The sequence below is a fragment of the Sphingobacteriaceae bacterium genome (genome assembly GCA_002319075.1).
In the GTDB taxonomy this organism is placed as follows: Bacteria; Bacteroidota; Bacteroidia; order B-17B0; family Aurantibacillaceae; genus Aurantibacillus.
The window spans coordinates 2752281-2771515 of sequence record NVQB01000001.1 but is presented as its reverse complement, the minus strand read 5'-3'; the positions used below and the strand labels follow the sequence as shown (position 1 = coordinate 2771515).

At 37.5% G+C, this 19235-nt stretch carries 18 protein-coding genes; 11 read left to right on the top strand and 7 right to left on the bottom strand.

All coding sequences use genetic code 11. The annotated features are described in order from the left end of the window. The first annotated feature begins 21 nt into the window (after window positions 1-21). The 7 genes from CNR22_12030 (at window position 22) to CNR22_12000 (ending at window position 4353) form a co-directional block, all read left to right on the top strand. Window positions 22-255, top strand: coding sequence for a hypothetical protein (locus CNR22_12030; protein ID PBQ32468.1), 234 nt, complete (start codon window positions 22-24; stop codon window positions 253-255). 333 nt (window positions 256-588) lie between these two features. Then, window positions 589-921: a hypothetical protein gene (locus CNR22_12025; GenBank protein PBQ32467.1), complete on the top strand. Its 333-nt coding sequence runs from the start codon at window positions 589-591 to the stop codon at window positions 919-921. Between the two features lie 78 nt (window positions 922-999). Next, complete coding sequence (locus tag CNR22_12020; protein ID PBQ32466.1) at window positions 1000-1245, top strand: hypothetical protein; 246 nt, start codon at window positions 1000-1002, stop codon at window positions 1243-1245. A 617-nt stretch (window positions 1246-1862) separates the two neighbouring features. Further along, window positions 1863-2198, top strand: a complete 336-nt coding sequence (locus CNR22_12015) for a hypothetical protein (GenBank protein PBQ32465.1) — start codon at window positions 1863-1865, stop codon at window positions 2196-2198. 334 nt (window positions 2199-2532) lie between these two features. After that, window positions 2533-2868 (top strand): hypothetical protein, encoded by a 336-nt coding sequence (locus tag CNR22_12010; protein PBQ32464.1) that lies wholly within the window; start codon window positions 2533-2535, stop codon window positions 2866-2868. Further along, window positions 2850-3380, top strand: a complete 531-nt coding sequence (locus CNR22_12005; protein ID PBQ32463.1) for a hypothetical protein — start codon at window positions 2850-2852, stop codon at window positions 3378-3380. Before CNR22_12010 ends, CNR22_12005 begins: the two co-directional genes overlap by 19 nt. Before the next feature lie 211 nt (window positions 3381-3591). Continuing rightward, window positions 3592-4353 (top strand): hypothetical protein, encoded by a 762-nt coding sequence (locus CNR22_12000; GenBank protein ID PBQ32462.1) that lies wholly within the window; start codon window positions 3592-3594, stop codon window positions 4351-4353. Here CNR22_12000 and CNR22_11995 read toward each other — a convergent pair. Genes CNR22_11995 through CNR22_11980 form a run of 4 tightly spaced genes read right to left on the bottom strand, consistent with a single transcriptional unit; the run spans window position 4350 to window position 7762 of the window. Continuing rightward, entirely contained in the window at window positions 4350-5051 is a 702-nt protein-coding gene (locus tag CNR22_11995; protein PBQ32461.1) for a DNA-binding response regulator, read from the bottom strand. The genes CNR22_12000 and CNR22_11995 overlap by 4 nt on opposite strands. Further along, entirely contained in the window at window positions 5048-6073 is a 1026-nt protein-coding gene (locus tag CNR22_11990; GenBank protein ID PBQ32460.1) for a hypothetical protein, read from the bottom strand. Before CNR22_11990 ends, CNR22_11995 begins: the two co-directional genes overlap by 4 nt. Continuing rightward, entirely contained in the window at window positions 6074-6847 is a 774-nt protein-coding gene (locus CNR22_11985) for a hypothetical protein (GenBank protein PBQ32459.1), read from the bottom strand. A 12-nt stretch (window positions 6848-6859) separates the two neighbouring features. After that, window positions 6860-7762 (bottom strand): multidrug ABC transporter ATP-binding protein, encoded by a 903-nt coding sequence (locus tag CNR22_11980; GenBank protein PBQ32458.1) that lies wholly within the window; start codon window positions 7760-7762, stop codon window positions 6860-6862. 422 nt (window positions 7763-8184) lie between these two features. Between CNR22_11980 and CNR22_11975 the strand changes: the two genes are divergently transcribed. Beyond that, complete coding sequence (locus tag CNR22_11975) at window positions 8185-10071, top strand: hypothetical protein (protein ID PBQ32457.1); 1887 nt, start codon at window positions 8185-8187, stop codon at window positions 10069-10071. Window positions 10072-10237: 166 nt separating this feature from the next. Here the strand turns inward: CNR22_11975 and CNR22_11970 are convergent, their stop codons facing one another. Then, on the bottom strand, window positions 10238-11851 hold the full coding sequence (locus CNR22_11970; GenBank protein ID PBQ32456.1) for a hydroxymethylbilane synthase: 1614 nt from the start codon (window positions 11849-11851) through the stop codon (window positions 10238-10240). 59 nt (window positions 11852-11910) lie between these two features. Here CNR22_11970 and CNR22_11965 point away from each other — a divergent pair, with 59 nt between their 5' ends. Further along, window positions 11911-13704, top strand: coding sequence for a hypothetical protein (locus tag CNR22_11965; protein PBQ32455.1), 1794 nt, complete (start codon window positions 11911-11913; stop codon window positions 13702-13704). Between the two features lie 11 nt (window positions 13705-13715). Here CNR22_11965 and hemA read toward each other — a convergent pair whose 3' ends face one another. Next, on the bottom strand, window positions 13716-14945 hold the full coding sequence (hemA, locus tag CNR22_11960; GenBank protein PBQ32454.1) for a glutamyl-tRNA reductase: 1230 nt from the start codon (window positions 14943-14945) through the stop codon (window positions 13716-13718). Window positions 14946-15124: 179 nt separating this feature from the next. Next, a complete protein-coding gene (locus CNR22_11955) occupies window positions 15125-15562 on the bottom strand; it encodes a hypothetical protein (GenBank protein ID PBQ32453.1) in 438 nt (145 codons plus the stop codon). A 121-nt stretch (window positions 15563-15683) separates the two neighbouring features. Between CNR22_11955 and CNR22_11950 the strand changes: the two genes are divergently transcribed. Together CNR22_11950 and CNR22_11945 are read left to right on the top strand one after the other, a co-directional pair. Continuing rightward, window positions 15684-17225, top strand: a complete 1542-nt coding sequence (locus CNR22_11950) for a magnesium chelatase (GenBank protein PBQ32452.1) — start codon at window positions 15684-15686, stop codon at window positions 17223-17225. 10 nt (window positions 17226-17235) lie between these two features. Beyond that, entirely contained in the window at window positions 17236-19215 is a 1980-nt protein-coding gene (locus tag CNR22_11945; GenBank protein PBQ32451.1) for a hypothetical protein, read from the top strand. Window positions 19216-19235: the final 20 nt, after the last annotated feature.

The window sequence follows — 19235 nt, the reverse complement described above, 5'->3', positions numbered from 1 at the left end:
CAGAATTATAAAACACAATTTATGGCGAAGGTACTTTATAAAAAAAACTGGGATTTTATTCTTTACGAATTAAACAGCAAATTAATTATTGAAGTTGTCTTTTTTGGTCTAGTAGATTACTCTCGAAGTTTCATATTGATTCCCGAAGAAATTACTGAGGATTTTGACTCCTTAAAAAATTTATCCGAAAAAATTAGAAATAACTATGAATTCTACAACGTTAGAGAAGTTGATACTCCAGTTGCTAGTGCGTAAACCTCAATGATAAAAAATCAATTTACATTACCTCTAATAGAAATAGTACATTTCTCCTTCGTTAACTATAGGTGTTTGAATTAAAACGTACTCCACAACATCCACCCAGTACAATATAAAACGTTCCATTATTTGCTGTTCTATGTCAAACAAATACCTTCATGAGGTATAAAAATCTCGTAGTTTTATGTCGTCAGGTTCACATCTAGTGTTGACTTAAAGTTTTTATTAAAATCGCTGTATTGTATGGCACGCTTGCAGGAATGTTTTTCTTTGCACTATAAAACTAGAATTTTCAGAAAATATCGTTTCTTTGCCAGATACAGAAATACCATGGAAAAACTAACTGTAGTAAAAGCCAAAATTCTAAAACATAATTTTGACTATTTTATCGCTTGTGCGTCGGAAGCAGAAAAAATTTCATCCATTTCTAATTCACTTTTAAAGTCAAGAGCTCTTGATATTACAAACTCATCTATCAGTGCGTTTTTAGCAAATGATTCAATTGAAAATCTAAAGTGGATTATAGAATCCGTAAATAATTTCGCCAGAATTTATCCCGAAAATATATTAAATAAGACCTTTCCTCTACTTGATGATGAAATGGATAAAACTTTTAAATTATTAGTGGAAATTAATAAGGGGCTTTATCTTGACCGGAAATAACTAAAATACCCTTCCCTTTATCTCATCAACTCAGAACATTTTAAATTGTTAACCAAGACAAACTAATTAGAATTAGCAATGGATATAAGTTTTTCAATTATTTCGAGGGGAGCTATGGTAATAATATATGATCAAAAAAAAGTAGTCGTGTCTGGCGAATTGACCTTTGATCCTCCTGTTTTTTACGCAGATCTTTCCTCTTTACGAAAATGGGAAAAGGAGGATTCAAACGGAAAAATTTCAGATAAAGAAAAAAAAGAAATTCTGGACTATTTTGCGTCGCAAAATTCAACACCAGGAAGAACTAAAATTATATTTGATTAGCTCAAGAACTTAGCAACTTTTTTTTATCAATATGCTTGATACCTGTTTATCTCGGGGGAAATACTCTTCATTGGCTCTTGCTTTTTTGTACAATTACTTCTACACTTAAAATGTGAATGACGCTTACCCACCCTTCTTTTAGTTGTGTGCCTGGTTTCAAGGTGAAGCTTATCGGGAAATTGCAACCCAACTTCTAATCTTGGGAGTTAAAAATATAAAAGTTGAAGATTCTTTTTTTGAAGCTTATTTCATTCAAAACTTGTAAAATTTTCAATAGATAGTAATTTAGTTATCTGCGTTATTCGTTTCAAAGCCACCAATAGTGATATTGCATCAATTCCTTTCAATATTCCAGAACCAGACGCTTTTCCTTTTACTAACCATGGTTTTACTGCAGGATCGAAGACGCGATTAGGAGTACCCGAATGGAATAGAAAACGGTGATGAAAAGATTGTAGCTGAATTTAATCCAGCAATTGGTAAATTTGTATCAATCAACCAATAATTTAAAAATGCGTTTCGGAACTTACACCATATATAAAGAACTAGAATACTAATTATGGTGTAATGATTATGAGTATAGACTCTATTTTCATGGTCAGAATCCTCCGATTGAATTGCCTTTTATAAAAACCGGAGTTTTAAACGTTTTCTATTTTGTGATTAAAAAAAGTGAAATCTCTAACTCATTTTTTGTCACCACCAAAGCACTATACCGCAATTTCCCTTTTGATATAAGTAAAATAAGTGAAGACAGTTACAGGATAGTTACAGATGACAAAGTTGCGTTTGAAAGTCTTTCTTTAGAGCTTTATGATCGAGGAGTTTATCATAAAATTATCAGTAAAGATGCTATTGAAAAAATTTGGGAGGAAAGAACAAAATCTAACTATAATTTTCCTTTTCCAGTTACACTAAGCCCAATTGAAGAGATCTCACTTAAAACAATTTAAATTGCGTTAGATTCTTAAATAAAACCCTGACACAAAAGCACATTCCCTAAAATGTGCTTTCTCCCCCAGTTAATTTCGCGAAAATACCCTTCCACAGGTATTGTTTTTTATTACAATTTCTATACTTAAAATGTGAATCACGCTTACCCACCCTTCTTTTAGTTGTGTGCCTGGTTTCAAAGGCCTTTGCCTGGGGTCCCCGCGCTCATAAGCAAAATGTTTATAGGAAATTCGTACTAGATCCTGCAATCGAATATCCTCCTTGCGAGGGTGTTTGGGGGGGTGTCTGAAGTAAGAAATTCAAAAGCAGATGAATTATTTGATAGATTTCACTATGGAGAAAACATTACGGGAGGTTATGCCTCACCCTTTGAATTATACAGTAGGAGTTTATACAATAGAATCGAGAGCACTAATGGAAAATTATTTTGATCCAGAAGCCAATGCTTTAAAATATGGAGACTATCATTATATTAAAGTTAAAATGAAAAAGAATTCTAATGTTTTTATAGAATTCGGAGAAGCCATGCCATGGTTCGAAAAACAGGGAGGAGCGATTCAAATTAAATGCTCAGAAAAATTCGATATATTGCTAAATCAAAATGAAATTGAAATACCTGAAAAATACAAGTATAATTTACTTTTAAAAACATGGGAATTAGTTCAATAAAAGATGTAGAAGATATATACTTTAAGGTTAAAGATAAAACAACCTTTCTAGAGTTAGGAAAAATAGAAAATAGAAGTGCGGATTTTAATAAATTTCCTTTCGCAGATAAATTTATCTATTGCAACTGTGAAAACTGCAATTTTGAAATAAATTTTGAAATTCATGAAAATGGTGGGGTAAGAAAAGGCTTAGGAGAATCTTTTCAATTAAAAAGTTCCTGGATCCATCATTTAAATAAAGATGCACTGATTAAAATTGCGAATTTATTAGATCAGAACGTTTTTAAAGTCGACAGTGAAAAATATTACGTTTCATTTTTTTACAATGGGAAAAATATTCCTGTTTTCATTTTATTCAAAAGATGCTTGTCATGCTCAGAAAATCACATTCTCTGTTTTTTACCAATTGGTGAAACTTATCGGGAAATTGCAACCCAATTTCTAATCTTGGGATTTAAAAATATAAAAGTTGAAGAATCTTTTTTTGAACCTTACTTCATTCAAAACATATAAAATTTTCTATAGATAATAATAATTTGTGTGTCTGCATTATTCGATAGCTAAGCCATATCGTTAAGAGACTTAATTATAAGAGATTTCAACTAGTAATAAAAATCTAATTTATCCCAACATTTCCCAAAATGTGGTTTTCCTCCTAGTCATTTCGGGAAAATACCCTTCCATAGGTATTGTTTTTTATTACAATTACTTCTACATTTAAAATGTGAATAGACGTATACCCATCCTTCTCCTAACTCTGTGCCTTGTTTCAAATGCTTTTGCCTGGGGTCCCCGCGCTCATAAGATAGTCACACAGATTGCAACCCGTTACCTGGAGCCAGCTGTAGCCGATTCGGTGGAAAAATATTTGCAAGGGATTTCCCTTGAAAAAGCCGGTTACTGGATGGATGAAGTCGTTATGAACTCATCTTACGATTTTATGAAGCCCTGGCATTTTGTAGCCATAGAGAATGATAAAACCTATGTGCGCACAAAACAACCCGATATTATAAATGTTCTGGAGAATTTAATTAAGACCTTAAAAAAAAGAACCAGTACTAAAGAAACTTTTCTTTCTCTTAAGCTCTTAACACATTTAGTAGCCGACATTCATCAGCCCCTGCATTGTGGTTTTGTGAAGGACAAAGGTGGAAGTAACATTAAACTCAGGTTCTTTTATAAAACCACCGATCTGCATGAAGTTTGGGATTCGGAAGTTCTGGAATACAAAGCCATAACCGCAGAAGATTGTCTGCGCCTGGCCTCCAATTTTACTAAAAGAGACATTACTAACTATCAGCGCATTGACGTAATGGCCTGGATGGAAGAATCGCGCGCCCTTTTATCATACGCTTATGATTTCCAGGGAAATAAATTAGGTGATGAATATCTGGAAAAGATAACCCCTATTATCAAAATGCAACTAGTTAAAAGCGGATTGAGGCTGGCTTCAGTTTTAAACCAGACTTTTAAAAAACCCGTTTAATCCTTTTTTAAAGGATACGGAAGAAGATCAAAAAAACCTTTTTTATAGGTCTCTGAAATGGGAATAACCACCTCGCCCACTTTCAATTTATCCTTTTCAAAAGCAACTATCTTATCTAAAGCAACCATGTACGATTTGTGGACCCGACAGATGATGGCTGATGGAATTTCTATTTCCAGTTCCTTAAAATTCTGCAAAGTCATAATTCTTTTGCTTAGCGTGTGAATCCTCCTATAATCGCGCATGCCTTCTATGTAAAGAATTTCCTTTAAAAACACTTTTTCAACCCGGTTCTCCGTTTTAATAAAAATAAATCTCTCCGAAACTTCATTTTCTTTTTTTGAAAGTTTAGCCAGAACCTTTTCAACCGCCTGTAAAAACCTTTCGAAGCTGTAAGGCTTTAATAAATAATCAATGACATTTAATTCATATCCTTTTAAAGCGTGCTCTTCGTAAGCAGTGGTAATAATAACTTCGGCTTCCGGACGCTTGGTTTCTAAAAGCTGAATCCCGGAAATTTCTCCCAGGTTAATATCCAGAAAAATAAGATCAATGGAATTCGTTCCTAAAAATTCTAAAGCGTCTTTAGCTTTTGTAAAGCAGGCGACAAGACTCACGAAAGGAATTTTTTCGAGGTACATTTTTGTACGTTCTACGGCGAGTGGCTCGTCTTCAATTATGATGGCGCGGATGTTCAAATCTTCAATTCAATTTTTACAAGATAAGCATCTTCCCGATCGCCAATCTCCATTTTGTGTTTGCCAGGATATAATAAAGCTAAACGTTTTGTAATAAGTTCGTTTCCCAGTCCACTATGCTCTGTTTTCAAATCCTGAGTCTTTGTACGAATATTAAAACACTCAAAATTAATTTTCTCTTTCGTTATTAAAAAAGAAATCCGGATTGCATTGTTGGTTGCCTTGTCTTCGGTATGTTTAAAAGCGTTTTCAATAAAAGGTATAAATAAAAGCGGCTCTACCAGGATATCTTCTGAAAATCCTTCAATTTCAAACTTTACGTAAGCATGATTTGTACTTCTTATTCTTTGTAATTCGATGTATTTTTCGATGTAAGCCAATTCTTTACTGAGAGAAACTTTTTCCGTTTTAGTTTCATAAAGCATAAAACGCATAATGTCTGACAATTTATTTAAATAGGTGGAAGCTTTTTGTGGCTCTTTAAGGATCAGCATATCAATGTTGTTAATGGTATTAAATAAAAAATGGGGATTGATCTGCGATTTTACTAAAGCCAATTCTGTTTCAAAATTCTTTTTCGAAAGGTCTTCTTTCACTTTGATGTCTTCGTACCATTCTACAAAGGCTCGCATCACAGTACCCATTCCGCCATTCATTAAGGCATTTCCAGTTATAAAAAGGCCAATACCCAGGCAATTTTCAAAATTCCAGATAGCACCTTTTATTTCAAAATACAACAGGATCTCTGCCGGAACCACCGTACACATGGAAATAATAACACCAGAAAGAATAAAGTAAAGAATTTTACGCTTTCCCAGAAATAGCGAAAAAAGAAAAGTGTTGCAGGAATAAAAGGCAATAACCGCAGGTAAAAGGGCAGACTGGGCCAAAACCATAAGAAGACCGTAACCGTTATGAGGGACTTTTTCGTTTAAACGTGTCAGGCCATACAACATGAGGAGAAGAAGGCAGTACAGTGTCCAGTAAGTGATATGCAGGAGAATGATCACAGGTTTTTTCATTTATGCTTTCTCTTTTTTAGTGATAAATAAAAGATAGCTAAGAAGCATAAAAAACACAAAATAGAGTCCCGCGAAAAAATGCCGGTTTATTTCGAAATCCACTGAGCTGCCCCGCAACACATTTAAAGGGAGGTAAATGTAAGGAACCAGGTAACCGTATTTCCACGAAAGAGCGATCATAGAAGCTACGTATAATCCTATTCCAAGTCCGAGAGGCACTAAGAAATTTTTAAACTGGAGTCCAAGTAAATATTGAATTGCGAGAATAGGTAAGGCATCAAAAAAGCATTTGCCGGAAAATTTCAATAAAATCTCAAAAGGGAATTTTTCCACCGGAAAAGGAATACCTCTGTATACTACGGCTGGCAATATCCCGCAGAGATATGTCCCGATGCAAAACAAAACAAAAAATTGCACAAACATAAAAAGGATCACTGCAAATTTTGAGAAAAATAAAGTGCTAAGAGATTGCGGAGTTAGCAGCGCGAGTTTCCAGGTTGTATTTCGGAATTCGATTTGGGTAACAAGACTCACCGCTAAAATGGCGCCCAGTGGCAAAAGCATGGTACACATAAAACTCCAGCAATGATCAAAAACAGATTCCCAAAAAACAGGGGACTGACTAAGATGGTAGAGTTCGGTAAAATGAGTGAGCTGATAAATCAAAAAAATAAGAGGTGAAAAAAAAGCGCCTAAAACGGTTAGCCACGATGCAGCAGTTCTTTTTTTCTTAAGCCATTCAGCGGCGAAACTATGTATAAAAGCTGTAACCATATCTTCTGGGTTTTATTTTGTAAGATCCATAAAAACAGTTTCGAGATCGTTTTTCTCAATGCACACTTCAAAAATATCCAGTTTATTTTCGATAAGTTTTTTTATAAGAGAAGCAGTTTCCTCTTTCGATTTATAAGAAATAACTAATTTTCCTTCTATCTCTACAGCTGTAAAACCCGCTTCTTGTAACACCAGGCAGGCTCTGGAATCATCACTGGTATCAAGCCGTACAACCGAACTTAAATTTTGCTTGTTCATTAACGCTTGCAAACTGTCCTGGAAAATAAGTCTGCCTTTATGAATAACGCCAACATGTGTTACCAGCTTTTCAATCTCACTTAATAAATGACTGGATATGATAAGTGTAGTTCCGTTTTGCTGATTGAGGCGTTTTAATAAAATGCGCATTTCTAAAATACCATTAGGATCGAGGCCGTTTGTGGGTTCGTCGAGAATAAGAAGTTCAGGATCATGAAGCAATGCCATGGCAATACTTAGACGTTGTTTCATCCCCAACGAAAATGCAGAAGTTTTTTTATTCTTAGTGTGGGAAAGTCCAACAAGTTGTAAAACCTCGTCAATTCTTGACTTTGGACATTGATACACTTTTTGCAGCACCAGGAGATTTTCAAACGCGGTTAATTGGCCATACAATGAAGGGCTTTCTATAAGTGCGCCCACTCTTTTCAGAAGAGCAACACGGTTCTTTTCAAAAGATTGACCAAAAATAGAAATCTCTCCTTCTTGTTTTTTAAGTAGTCCCATTACCAATTTTAAACTGGTAGTCTTGCCAGCGCCGTTCGGACCAAGAAACCCATAAATGCAACCTTTGGGCACCTGCAGGTTTATAGCATCTAAGATTTTTTCCGTTTTTGAAAAACTGTAACTTAAGGCCTGTGTTTCTAAACAATACATTCTAATTTGGATATACCACGAAGATAGAAATGTTATGCGGAGCTAAACTGCGCGTTCTGCAAAACCCAGCAAAGATTCTGCAAGCTGGTATTTTGATGCAAAAGACTGTCTAAGCCTGACCCCTGGCTTTATAACAAGTACTATTACTAACTCACAGCGCATTGACGCAATGGTCTGAACGGAAGAATCCCGCGCCCTTTTATACTAGTATTCTAGTCTTACAATTTTCAGGAAGTGCCTGATAAAGTAACACTTATTATTAAAATGCAGTTAGTTAAAGCCGGTGTCCGATTGGTTTCGGCTACCCATAAAAAGCGACAGATAATATGCCTATTTTGACCTCTTGTGCAACCCAAAAACCATTTACTACGTATAAACACTATCCGTACTCAGATCTTCCAGTCACATTCAAAAAATAAACAATGAAATATTTTTTCTTGGTAGTTCTTTTATATGTAACTAGTTTAATAACGGGACAAACCACCGTAAATGCCTACGCGAAAATCACATCCATTACAGGCTCTAATGTACTTGCCTTATCCAATGTAAATATTTCCAATCACACCTTTACAGTAGGCGGCAGCGTTATTATCATGCAGATGCAAGACAATGTAATTGGAACAAATACTACAAACGTTTCCACGTTTGGCAATCTTTCTGCTATAGGTAGTGCCGGTCTCTACGAAATTAGAACTATAGCCGCTGTAACACCAACAACAGGCACTCCCACTTCTCTAACACTTACAAGTGTGCTTTCAAATACTTACAACACAGGCGCCAACTCATCGGTACAACTCATTAGTTTTCGCGATATGGGTCTTAATTACACCACCACAGCCAACCTGAGTGGTTTAACCTGGGACGGAAATGTAGGGGGCGTTGTAGCTTTTTATGTAACCAATACACTGACTATAAATCATCGCATTTTAGCAGACGGTCTCGGTTTTAGAGGAGGGATTTATTCGGGCAGTAACTCTGGCCCCATTTGCACGGCAAATAGCAACACCCTATACATTGCCAATAATAATTTATTAGGATTTAAAGGCGAAGGTATTTACAAAAACACAAACAACACATTTAACAATGCCAGAGGCAGACTATTAAATGGTGGTGGTGGTGGAAATGATCACAATGCCGGGGGCGGTGGCGGTGGAAACTATACTGCCGGAGGTGTTGGTGGTGATGGGTACAACGCTTGTACAGGTTTTCCGGGAGGTGGTTTAGGTGGCATTTCTTTCTCAACACAAATTAGTGCCAGCAGAATTTTTATGGGCGGAGGCGGAGGCGGACCACAACAAAATAATGGTCAAAACTCTTCGGGTGGAAACGGGGGAGGTATTATTTTAATAAAAGCAAATACCATTGCCACCAGTACTGTCTGCAGCGCAACCACCCGAATTTCAGCAAACGGCGTTAGCGCCATTAATGGAGGTAACGATGGCATGGGTGGTGGTGGTGCGGCTGGTTCTATTGTTATTGAAGCTACTACTTTTTCAGTTACAACTGCCTGCCCATTAACCCTTGCGGCTAATGGAGGTAATGGAGGTAGCGTTTCTGATGGTGCTTCTCATGCTGGAGGCGGCGGCGGCGGACAAGGTGTTGTTATTTACTCTTCGGCTCAACCCACTGTAAACGTTACCACACAAACCAATAATGGATTGGCCGGAGCAGATAATAGCGGGGGAACACTCAGTGCCGCGCCAGGGGGTGGTGCAAGTGGCGCCGGTATTATAACTGCAGGTTCAGGACCTTTACCGGTTGAATTAATTGACTTTAAAGCAGAATCGCTGGAAGCACGTATTTTATTAAATTGGGCCACCGCCTCCGAAACTAATAACGATTGTTTTATGGTTGAAAGAAGCACTAACGGTATTGACTTTGTTTCAATTACAAAAGTAAAAGGCGCCGGAACAACTAGTAGCTATAATAAATACGCTGCTTACGACAACGAACCTGTAGAAGGTATGAGCTACTACCGCTTAAAACAAATAGACTATAATAAAAGTTATAAATATTCGCCCATTGTGCCGGTAAATTTTTCTGGTATTCCTGATTTTGCTTTTTTTCCTAATCCCATAAAAAGCGGTGAAACTGTTTCATTTACCTTCACTAAAAACTCGGCTATTAAAGAGTTTGTAGTTACTATAACTGATTTTACGGGGAAACAGGTGTGGATGGAAAATATCTATACCGGTTCGGGAAGCAAAGCAGAATATTTGCTCGAAGAGCTTCGTCTTCAAGCAGGTGTTTATTTGCTCAAAATGCAGAGCGGGTCTTATTCGCAAGTAAAGAAACTTTTCATTCAGTAAGACGTTTCCGATATCTTCATTGGCCTCAATCGTGAGCTACCCTAAACAACCACATCTATACGTGCGTTTTTTGCCTCCTAAACTCTCTGTTGTATAATAAGAATTTCATTCTCTTATGGACGAACGGATCAACCTTCCACCAAAAGCAGTTTACTAAACATGGGCATTAATTTGAAAGCCCCAACACTACCTGAAATAATCCTAAATCATCAAAACTCCTGGGCATAGTATACTTTTTGAATTTCAATTTCTCCAAAGCCTTGCCTGTGCTCTCGCCCATGGCAATAACTTTTTGATGCGGATGAATGGTATTCTTCTCGAAATAGGCCTCCACGTTGCTGGGGCTTGTAAAAATAAGCACTTCGTATTCCGAAGAAATTTCGATGCTGTGTTTCAGAGTTGCGTACACCTCAAGGTTAATAACGTTGTCACGCTTCACCATTTGCCACTGGATGCTTTGCATACTCCCGCGGGCAATAGGAAACAAAACCCTGGAATTCCCAACCTTGCTACTGAATTGTTTACCCACTAATTTAATATCGGTACTTTGTCCTATGAAATCAGCGCGTCTTCCAAACTGGCGTAACTCGGCACTTGTAGAAGTTCCGATGCAGCCAAATTTCACATTTTCTAATTTTGGATTCTGGTTAAAGAAATAACGTACGGCGTGCTTGCTGCTAAAAAATATCCAGTCTGTTTTCGGTAACTCTTTAATTCGGATTTGCTTGAATTCGATAAGACTCTTTCCTTCTATTTCGAAATTGAGGCGCTTTAACGCCGTTGGCAAATAGTCATCGTCTTTAAAAGTTTTGGTTACAAAAATTTTCTTCGGCTGGATGGCATGAATATGATCGACGATCATGTCCGAAAAACCATCCGTATCTAATGTATCAAAATACAATTGCTTTGGTTGTTTGTCCCAGGCTTCTGCCATGCTGATCCAGACTTTGAATCTTAAGCGGTCTTCATCATCCTCTTCTGTATCGCAGTAAACACCAAGTGGCAATTGACACCCACCATCAAACATATTTAAAATTTCACGTTCAATGTTTATCTTAATACGAACATCCAGGTCGTTAATTTCATCTATAACTTCGAGTAACTCATTATCATCTTCGCGCGTTTGCCAGGCAAGCACACCCTGAGCAGGAGCAGGAACAAACTCTTCAGGATTTAATTTCTCGACGTGGAGATCATCCAGATCAAGCTCCAGGCGTTCAACACCAGCCGTAGCTAAAATAATGGCATCGTAATCGCCATTTCTCAATTTATTAATACGCGTTGGAACATTCCCGCGCAGATCTTTCAATTCCACATCGGGACGAAAAGCCAAAATCTGAGACTTTCTTCTTGAAGAAGAAGTTCCCACTATCGCATTCTTTTTTAAGCCGTATTTCTGTTTTTCATCTACCGCCTCTTTGCTCATGATAAGAATATCAGAAGGATCTTCTCTGCGACTTACGCCAGCAACCATAAGCCCTTCAGGACTTGTTGTAGGAAGATCTTTATGCGAATGTACGGCCAGATCGATCGTTTTATCGAGTAAAGCATCTTCCAGCTCTTTCGTAAAAAAACCTTTTCCTTCCAGTTTTTCGAAACTTGTATCCCATTGCTGAGAGCGGTCGCCGCTGGTTTGAATGATTTTAATTTCTGCAGGATGACCTTTATCCTCAAGCAATTCTTTTGTATAATTTGCCTGCCAAAGTGCGAGGTCACTTCCGCGTGTACCTATAATAATTTTTCTTTCCACGCGGCAAAGGTAAGAAAAGCGGGGAAACATTAAAACCTCTGAAAGAAGCAAAACAGCCCATTAATTCGTTATCTTGAGAAAGATTTTAGATGCGTACTGTCATAAAAATACTACTTTTCGGGCTTTCCACTTACACCCTTTCTGGGCAGGTCGAATTTTCCAAAATCCCTCAATACCTTCAGCTCTTTGCACGCGATAGTAATAATAACGGGCACTTTGAGGTGCAGGGTTATTCTCCTTTCCCGGGAACGATTCGCACGGTTGTTTCAGAAATGACCGGGAGCGTAGTTATCCAAACTTTGAGCAAACCGGTAAAAAGCTACGAAACCTTTACGCTTCAACATACCATTCCCGCTTGCCTGAAAAATTACCAGCTGGAAGTATTTTTAAAAGAAAATGGCAAAGCCGAACACCGTGAAAAACTAGTATTAGGGCTTGTTGCCGGAGATTTTTTTATAGTTGACGGGCAATCGAATGCTGAATGTCCCAGCCATGAATCTACCTACCGTCACGACAGTAGTTATTACAATCCGTTTACAAGAGTTATTGGATCCAGTTTTGCAGTAGCCACTGCTCTTTCTCAGGATGCAACTTATCCCATTCAAAGTGTAGGCAGAGATTGTGAGTTTAAAAGACCCTCTTCTGATTCTTATATTCACGGCGATTATGGTTTCTCAGGCATCTGGCCCCTTACCCTGCAGAGCGAACTGGCAAATGAGACCGGAATTCCAAATTGTTTTATTAACGGAAGTCAGGGCAGTACGCTTATCCGGCAACATTTTGCATCTCATACACCTTCTGTGGAAGACTCTCTGGTACATAGTACCGGCGCCTATAACAAGCCTAAAGCTTTTATCTATGATCGCATTTATAAAAAACTGAGCGCAAATGACGCAGTTAAAGGGGTAAAAGGAATTTTCTGGTACCAGGGCGAATCAGATGGAAATACCGAACGCGATAGCAGTTTAAACTATGGTAAAAACTTTGAGACACTTTACACATCGTGGAAAGCTGATTATCCTTCACTTAAGAAAATAGTTGTGCTGCAATTAAATCTTGGCTGCGGAGGCGAATATCATAACCTTGTGCGCGAAATACAAAGAAAATTACCCCAACGCTACCACGATGTCGCCGTCATGTCTACGGTTGGTTCACCCTTTTCGGACCGCGATGCAGATGGCTGTCATTACACGATTGCAGGGTATACACGCCTTGCTAAAAAATTATTGCCCCTTGCAAAAAAATACATGTACAATTTTCCATTGGACGAAGAAATAATTTTACCTGCAAACATTCAGAGAGCTTATTACAGTAGCGCAAATGAAATTTGTATAGAATTTAATAAAAACATTCAGTTACAGGACAGCTGCATTTATCCCAGTCCTCAGGCAGGCATTGCTTATATGAAAGACTATTTTTTCAAAACCCTCTCTGAAAAAATTCATATAAATTCTTTGAGAGTTGAAGCAAATAAAATTTTTCTGAATCTTAATTTAAAAGAAACGGAAGTAAAAAATATCTCTTATTTGCCGCCGATTTTTTCGAATATTCCGAGTGTCTATTCGGGTCCATGGATCTTAACAGAAGCAAATCCGGAATTGGGCGCATTTGCTTTTACTGAATTTCCCGTTGAACAGCGCGAAGAGCAAGCATCTGTTTTTGTATTTCCAAATCCCGCTAAAACTGAAGTTGCCTTAAAATTCCAGGAAGAGGAGTTTAACACAATATGGTTATATGATAGTTACGGTAAGCTTCTAACCACCGCGAATATCGCACAACGTAACAGTTTTCTAAATGTTGAGACCTTATCATCAGGTATTTACATACTACGGGTAAAAAGTGCGACAGGAAACTTCTGCAGTGTAAAAATTGTAATTGAATAAATCAGAGAATTCTAATTTTTGGAAGACAGAAAAACTTCCTTGGCAGTTTTTATAGCTACCGCATTGTATTTTTTCTCCACGTAAGAAAGTACTTTTTCTAAAACCTCTTTGCTTTGAAGATCCATTGAATTTATTTCTTTAGCGAATACTTCATTTAGGGCAAGATCTTTAATAGCCCTTACCTGCTTAGGAACGGAGCCAAAGGCCAGTTCGATGCGACGTTCGGCATAAAGTGCATTAAACTGTTCTATTTTTGCCTGAATGATTTCTTCGCACTTTACAATTTCGTTTTTACGTAATTGTAAATTTGCTTCGGCTTGAGCTTTTAAAGAATTAATATCGATGTAACTTACCTGCGTATTTTTTGCTACCGAACTGTGAACGTTGGAAGGTATACCTAAGTCGATGATTACTTTTTTTGAAGAGCCATCCCTTTTCAGAATAGAAAAAATTTCTTCCGTAACTATAATTTCCGAACTTGACGTGCATACTACCATCACGTCGAAACCCTCTTTAAAATCTGGAAGGGTACTAAGCTCAAAAGCTTTTCCTTTCAGAAGAGCGGCAAGTTTTTGACCATTGGTTAGTGTGCGGTTAAATACAGTAAAATTGGCAAACTTATGTTTTTGAAAATAATTTGCAAGAATGGTGTTTGTTTCACCGCTCCCGATAAAAATTATACGCGCTTCGTTCTTAATACCCAAATGACGCAATTGGCGGTAAGCTAATGAAGCTACTGAAACCGGATTTTTTGCAATATCTGTATTTGTATAAATATCTTTTGCCGTTTCAATAGTTTGTTTGATGAGCAAGCGAATAAAATCGCCGGTCAATCCAAGACCATTGCAAAAATCATAGGCTTTTCTAACCTGGGTAATAATTTCGCGTTCGCCAACTACGAGTGAATCAAGTGATGATGCCACCTTTAAAATATGCTGAACTCCATCATTTCCTTCATAAACCTCAGCCGCTTCCGATAAAGCTGTTGCTTCAACGTTATTGAGGCGGCTGTTCAAAAACAAAGCTAATTCTTTAATAAAAACAGGATTTAGTTCCAGGGAGGTTTTAAGCACTAATTCGATACGGTTGCAGGTGCTCAAAAAGAGCAGTTCCTCAAACCCGAAATTAATTTTGAAAGCCCCGAGTACGGTGGTTTGCTCTTCCTGAGTGAGGTGAAGCTTGCCAATGAGTTCCAGGGGAAGCGTTTTGTGTGTAAAAGCTATGACTTTAAAATATTCCAACTACTGTACCGCAAAGATGGTATATAAACGGCTCTAAAGTGTCATCAGATTGTCATATTTTAAAAATTAAATATGACTAAACTCTCTAAAACCACTATAAACTCTTGATTCTTAAAAAAATGAGCTTAAAAAAAAGAGAACCACCTGGATTCTCTTTTTTTAAAATTTATAGCTAACTATTAATCGTCGGTAGGATCAGGAGCCAGAATTGGTTTTGCTTTTTTGGCTTTGATCAAATTCGGCCAGATCACGTTGATTAACTCCCCATGAACGGTGTTCATTGTTTTACTGATGCCATTAGTAATCGTAACGTTTTTTTCTGAATTATTTTTCCAGGTACGTTTCACTTCTTCGTGCGAGCCGTCGCTTAAAAGAAGATAAAATTTAACCACCATGCCATTTCTAACTTCTACTTTTCCATTGTTGCAGGTAGCTTTAGAACCCTGACGATTGGTGATGATCACATCTTCATAAACGCCGTCTTTTACCACTTCTGCACCACGGTCTTCGAACTTAGCAGCCCATTTGTTGTAGCAATTTAATTCGGGTTGTTTTTCGGTTTGAGAGAAGCAGTTAACTGCCAGAAATAGGGTTCCAAGTAAAATTATTTTCTTCATGCGTTGTAAAATTGTTTTGAGGACCAAAATTATAAGTCCATTTTATGTGAGTAATCAAACCTACAAAAAAAATTAAAAACTCAGAAATTAATATTCGTTTTAAATTGGTTAATTTGCATATATGTTGGTAAAAACATTTGGATATGCGGTGCAAGGAATAAATGCCACTAAAATTACAGTAGAGGTAAATATTGGTATTGGAGTAAATTTTTTTCTTGTAGGATTGCCCGACAACGCTGTGAAAGAGAGTCAACAAAGAATTGATACCGCTCTTAAAGAACACGGTTATAAAATTCCAGGTAAACAAATTACAGTGAATATGGCGCCTGCCGATATTCGTAAAGAAGGTTCCGCTTATGATCTTACAATTGCTATGGGAATTCTGGCCGCAAGCGAACAAATTTCGTCAGAAAAAATAAACGATTACATTATTATGGGTGAACTTGCCCTTGATGGAGAATTAAGATCCATTAAAGGCGCGCTGCCTATTGCTATACAAGCCAGGCACGATGGTTTTAAAGGGATTATCCTGCCTGAATCAAATGCGCCTGAAGCGGCAGTAGTAAGTGGACTAGAGGTGAGATACGCCACCAATCTGAAACAAGTAATAGATTTTTTTCAGGATGAAACCGAACTACCCATAGCTGAAATTAATCTTGAAGAAGCGTTTTCGAATAAAACCTCTATGTCTGAATTTGATTTCTCAGATGTAAAAGGTCAGGAAAATATTAAACGTGCCCTGGAGATTGCGGCTGCCGGCGGACATAACGCGATACTTATCGGGCCTCCTGGTGCAGGAAAGACCATGCTGAGCAAACGATTACCAGGAATTCTCCCTCCCCTAACCTTAGAAGAAGCTCTTGAAACTACAAAAATTCATAGTGTTGCCGGCAAAACTGGAAGAACAGGAGGCGGCCTGGTAACGCAGCGCCCATTCAGAACGCCGCACCACACCATTTCCGACATTGCGCTTGTTGGCGGCGGAAATAATCCTCAACCCGGAGAAATAAGTCTTGCTCACAATGGCGTTTTATTTCTTGACGAGTTGCCCGAATTTAAACGAACCGTTCTGGAAGTAATGCGTCAACCGATAGAAGACCGTGTAGTAACAATTAGCCGCGCAAAATTCAGCGTAGAATATCCTGCAAGTTTTATGTTGATTGCGAGCATGAACCCTTGTCCTTGTGGCTACTACAACCATCCTGAGAAAGACTGTGTTTGTGCCCCGGGCATTGTGCAAAAATATTTGAATAAAATCAGCGGGCCTTTATTAGATCGGATTGATCTTCATATCGAAGTAACACCGGTGGCTTTCAGCGAACTAAATAAGCAACAAGCTTCTGAGCTCAGCCAGGATATACGTGCACGTGTTATAAAGGCGCGCTTAATACAAGGCGAACGGTTTAAAAACGAAAAAAACATTCACTGCAATGCTCAAATGCATAGCAGCCATCTTAAAACCTATTGTGCATTGACAGATGCGGGTAACACGCTTTTAAAAAACGCAATGGAGCGACTTGGTTTGAGTGCCAGGGCTTATGACCGTATTTTAAAAGTAGCCCGTACCATTGCCGATCTTGACAGTTCAGAAAATATAGAAACCAATCACATTGCGGAAGCTATCCAATACAGAAGTCTTGACAGAGACGGCTGGGCAGGATAAAAACTAAATTTTGAGGCCCTACCAGATATATTTAACCGTCTTTTTTTTAATATTTAGCGGAATTGCTCCGGCACAACTTAACAAAGCTAAATTTCAAAAAGATTTTTTCTCCGCCAGTCCACGCACAAAAGTCAGGCTTGTGGGCTCTATCCCTTATACCGAACTGCGAGAAGTTTATCCCTACATTAAAGATACGCTCGATCGTATAAAGAAAGAAACTTATACCCAATCACCGGAAAAAAATAAAGATCTTAAATTTTTATTCGATAAAATAGACGCCGGCGAAGAAATGTATAATCAAAATTATGGACGGGCCATTTTTGTTTTAGAGAACGCTTTGCATAATACCGCTAATAACATTAATGATACTTTGATTTGCCTGGCAATGCTAAAAAGCATTTTTATAAAAATAAAAAATGTCAACAGGGCTTTCGAAATGCAATACATTCTTGAAAACAAATGGCATCGCAAAAGCGACACAGTAAATATTGATTTTGGTCTGAATAAAAGTTATTTATTTCACATGCTGGGTTTACACGAAGAAGCTGTTGCAGAACGCAGAAAAGAATATGAATTAAGTGGAAATAAAAAAGACACCATTGCAACCGTGAATTATTATAATGACATGGGCGTTTACTTTAATAAACAAAAAAAATCAGATAGTGCTGAATTTTACTTTTTACATGCTGCCTATTTATTATCTAAAAAACAAGTGGAACATGGTCGTGAATTGTATTACACATTTTATAAGGGATTAATTGATGGTAACCTTGGCTTAAGCTTATACAACAAAGGACAAATAAAAGAGGCTCTACCCTTATTAAAACGCGATGTTTATTACAGTTTAAAATCCGATAATTACGAAAGTGCTTTTAATAGCTACAACCTTATAACAAAGTGCTACATTGACCTCAGAGATAAGAAACTTGCCAAGGCATACCTTGATTCCTGTCAGCACCTCTTAAACACGAAACTGTACAAAGCCAACCTCAAAATTAAATTTTTGCCCACTCTTGCAGAATATTACACGCTTGTATACGATTATAAAAACGCCACAGAAAGTTACCGCGATTATGAGCGGATGAATGATAGTTTGCTACGGATTGAAAAAGAAAAAGACATTATAAACCAGGGTCTGACATTCAATATTGAACAAAGAGAGCAGGCTTATGCAGAGCAGGAAAACAGGGTAAAACGAGGGGAAGCAGAAGAAGCAAGACAAAAGTCTTATCGTGTTTCATTAATTATAGGTTTACTTGTTCTATTGGTCATTATATTCTTTTTAATTGCAAATAACCGCCAGGCTCGACGGAGAGAAATTCAATTGTCACTAAAAAATGAGCAGATACAAGATCAGAATAAACAAATCGAGCAATCGCTAAAAGAAAAAGAAGCACTTATCAAAGAAATTCATCACCGTGTAAAAAACAATCTGCAAATTATCACAAGCATGTTGAATTTGCAGATCGGGAAAATAGATGACGAAAAAACCGAAAGCATTTTTTTTGAAGCTAAACAAAGAATAAACGCTATTGCCCTTACGCACCAGATGTTGTATCAAAAAACAACCATCTCGAATATTAACCTTGCAGAATATATTGAAACACTTGTAAGGCAGATAGAAGCTACCATGTCTTCATCGAAAATTGAAATTGTAACGCGGTTGATTCCCACAGATGAAAGGCTTACTATTGACGGTGCGGTTCCTTTGGGACTCATCATCAATGAGCTGCTTACAAATTGTTACAAGCATGCATTTCCGCAGGGAAAAAAAGGTATTATCACTGTTTCTCTGATCGATAACGCCGAAAATTTTACGATTAAAGTAGAAGACAATGGTGTTGGATTACCTGAAGATTTTGACCAGGTAGGAAGTAAAACACTGGGAATGGAACTTGTTTTTATACTTGTAGAGCAGCTCGACTCAAAACTTACAATCGAAAATAAAAATGGTTGTGCGTTTTTATTCGACATTAGAAAACAAAATTAAACGAAAATAAAAAAGATTTT

Excerpts from the sequence above, each read along its gene's own strand:
- CNR22_12010 (PBQ32464.1), top strand. The coding sequence starts at position 2,533 with ATGGAGAAAACATTACGGGAGGTTATGCCTCACCCTTTGAATTATACA.
- CNR22_12030 (PBQ32468.1), top strand. The coding sequence starts at position 22 with ATGGCGAAGGTACTTTATAAAAAAAACTGGGATTTTATTCTTTACGAA.
- CNR22_11950 (PBQ32452.1), top strand. The coding sequence starts at position 15,684 with ATGTTGGTAAAAACATTTGGATATGCGGTGCAAGGAATAAATGCCACT.
- CNR22_11990 (PBQ32460.1), bottom strand. The coding sequence starts at position 6,073 with ATGAAAAAACCTGTGATCATTCTCCTGCATATCACTTACTGGACACTG.
- CNR22_11980 (PBQ32458.1), bottom strand. The coding sequence starts at position 7,762 with ATGTATTGTTTAGAAACACAGGCCTTAAGTTACAGTTTTTCAAAAACG.
- CNR22_11955 (PBQ32453.1), bottom strand. The coding sequence starts at position 15,562 with ATGAAGAAAATAATTTTACTTGGAACCCTATTTCTGGCAGTTAACTGC.
- CNR22_11975 (PBQ32457.1), top strand. The coding sequence starts at position 8,185 with ATGAAATATTTTTTCTTGGTAGTTCTTTTATATGTAACTAGTTTAATA.
- CNR22_11965 (PBQ32455.1), top strand. The coding sequence starts at position 11,911 with ATGCGTACTGTCATAAAAATACTACTTTTCGGGCTTTCCACTTACACC.
- CNR22_12025 (PBQ32467.1), top strand. The coding sequence starts at position 589 with ATGGAAAAACTAACTGTAGTAAAAGCCAAAATTCTAAAACATAATTTT.
- CNR22_11970 (PBQ32456.1), bottom strand. The coding sequence starts at position 11,851 with ATGTTTCCCCGCTTTTCTTACCTTTGCCGCGTGGAAAGAAAAATTATT.
- CNR22_12020 (PBQ32466.1), top strand. The coding sequence starts at position 1,000 with ATGGATATAAGTTTTTCAATTATTTCGAGGGGAGCTATGGTAATAATA.
- CNR22_11985 (PBQ32459.1), bottom strand. The coding sequence starts at position 6,847 with ATGGTTACAGCTTTTATACATAGTTTCGCCGCTGAATGGCTTAAGAAA.
- CNR22_12005 (PBQ32463.1), top strand. The coding sequence starts at position 2,850 with ATGGGAATTAGTTCAATAAAAGATGTAGAAGATATATACTTTAAGGTT.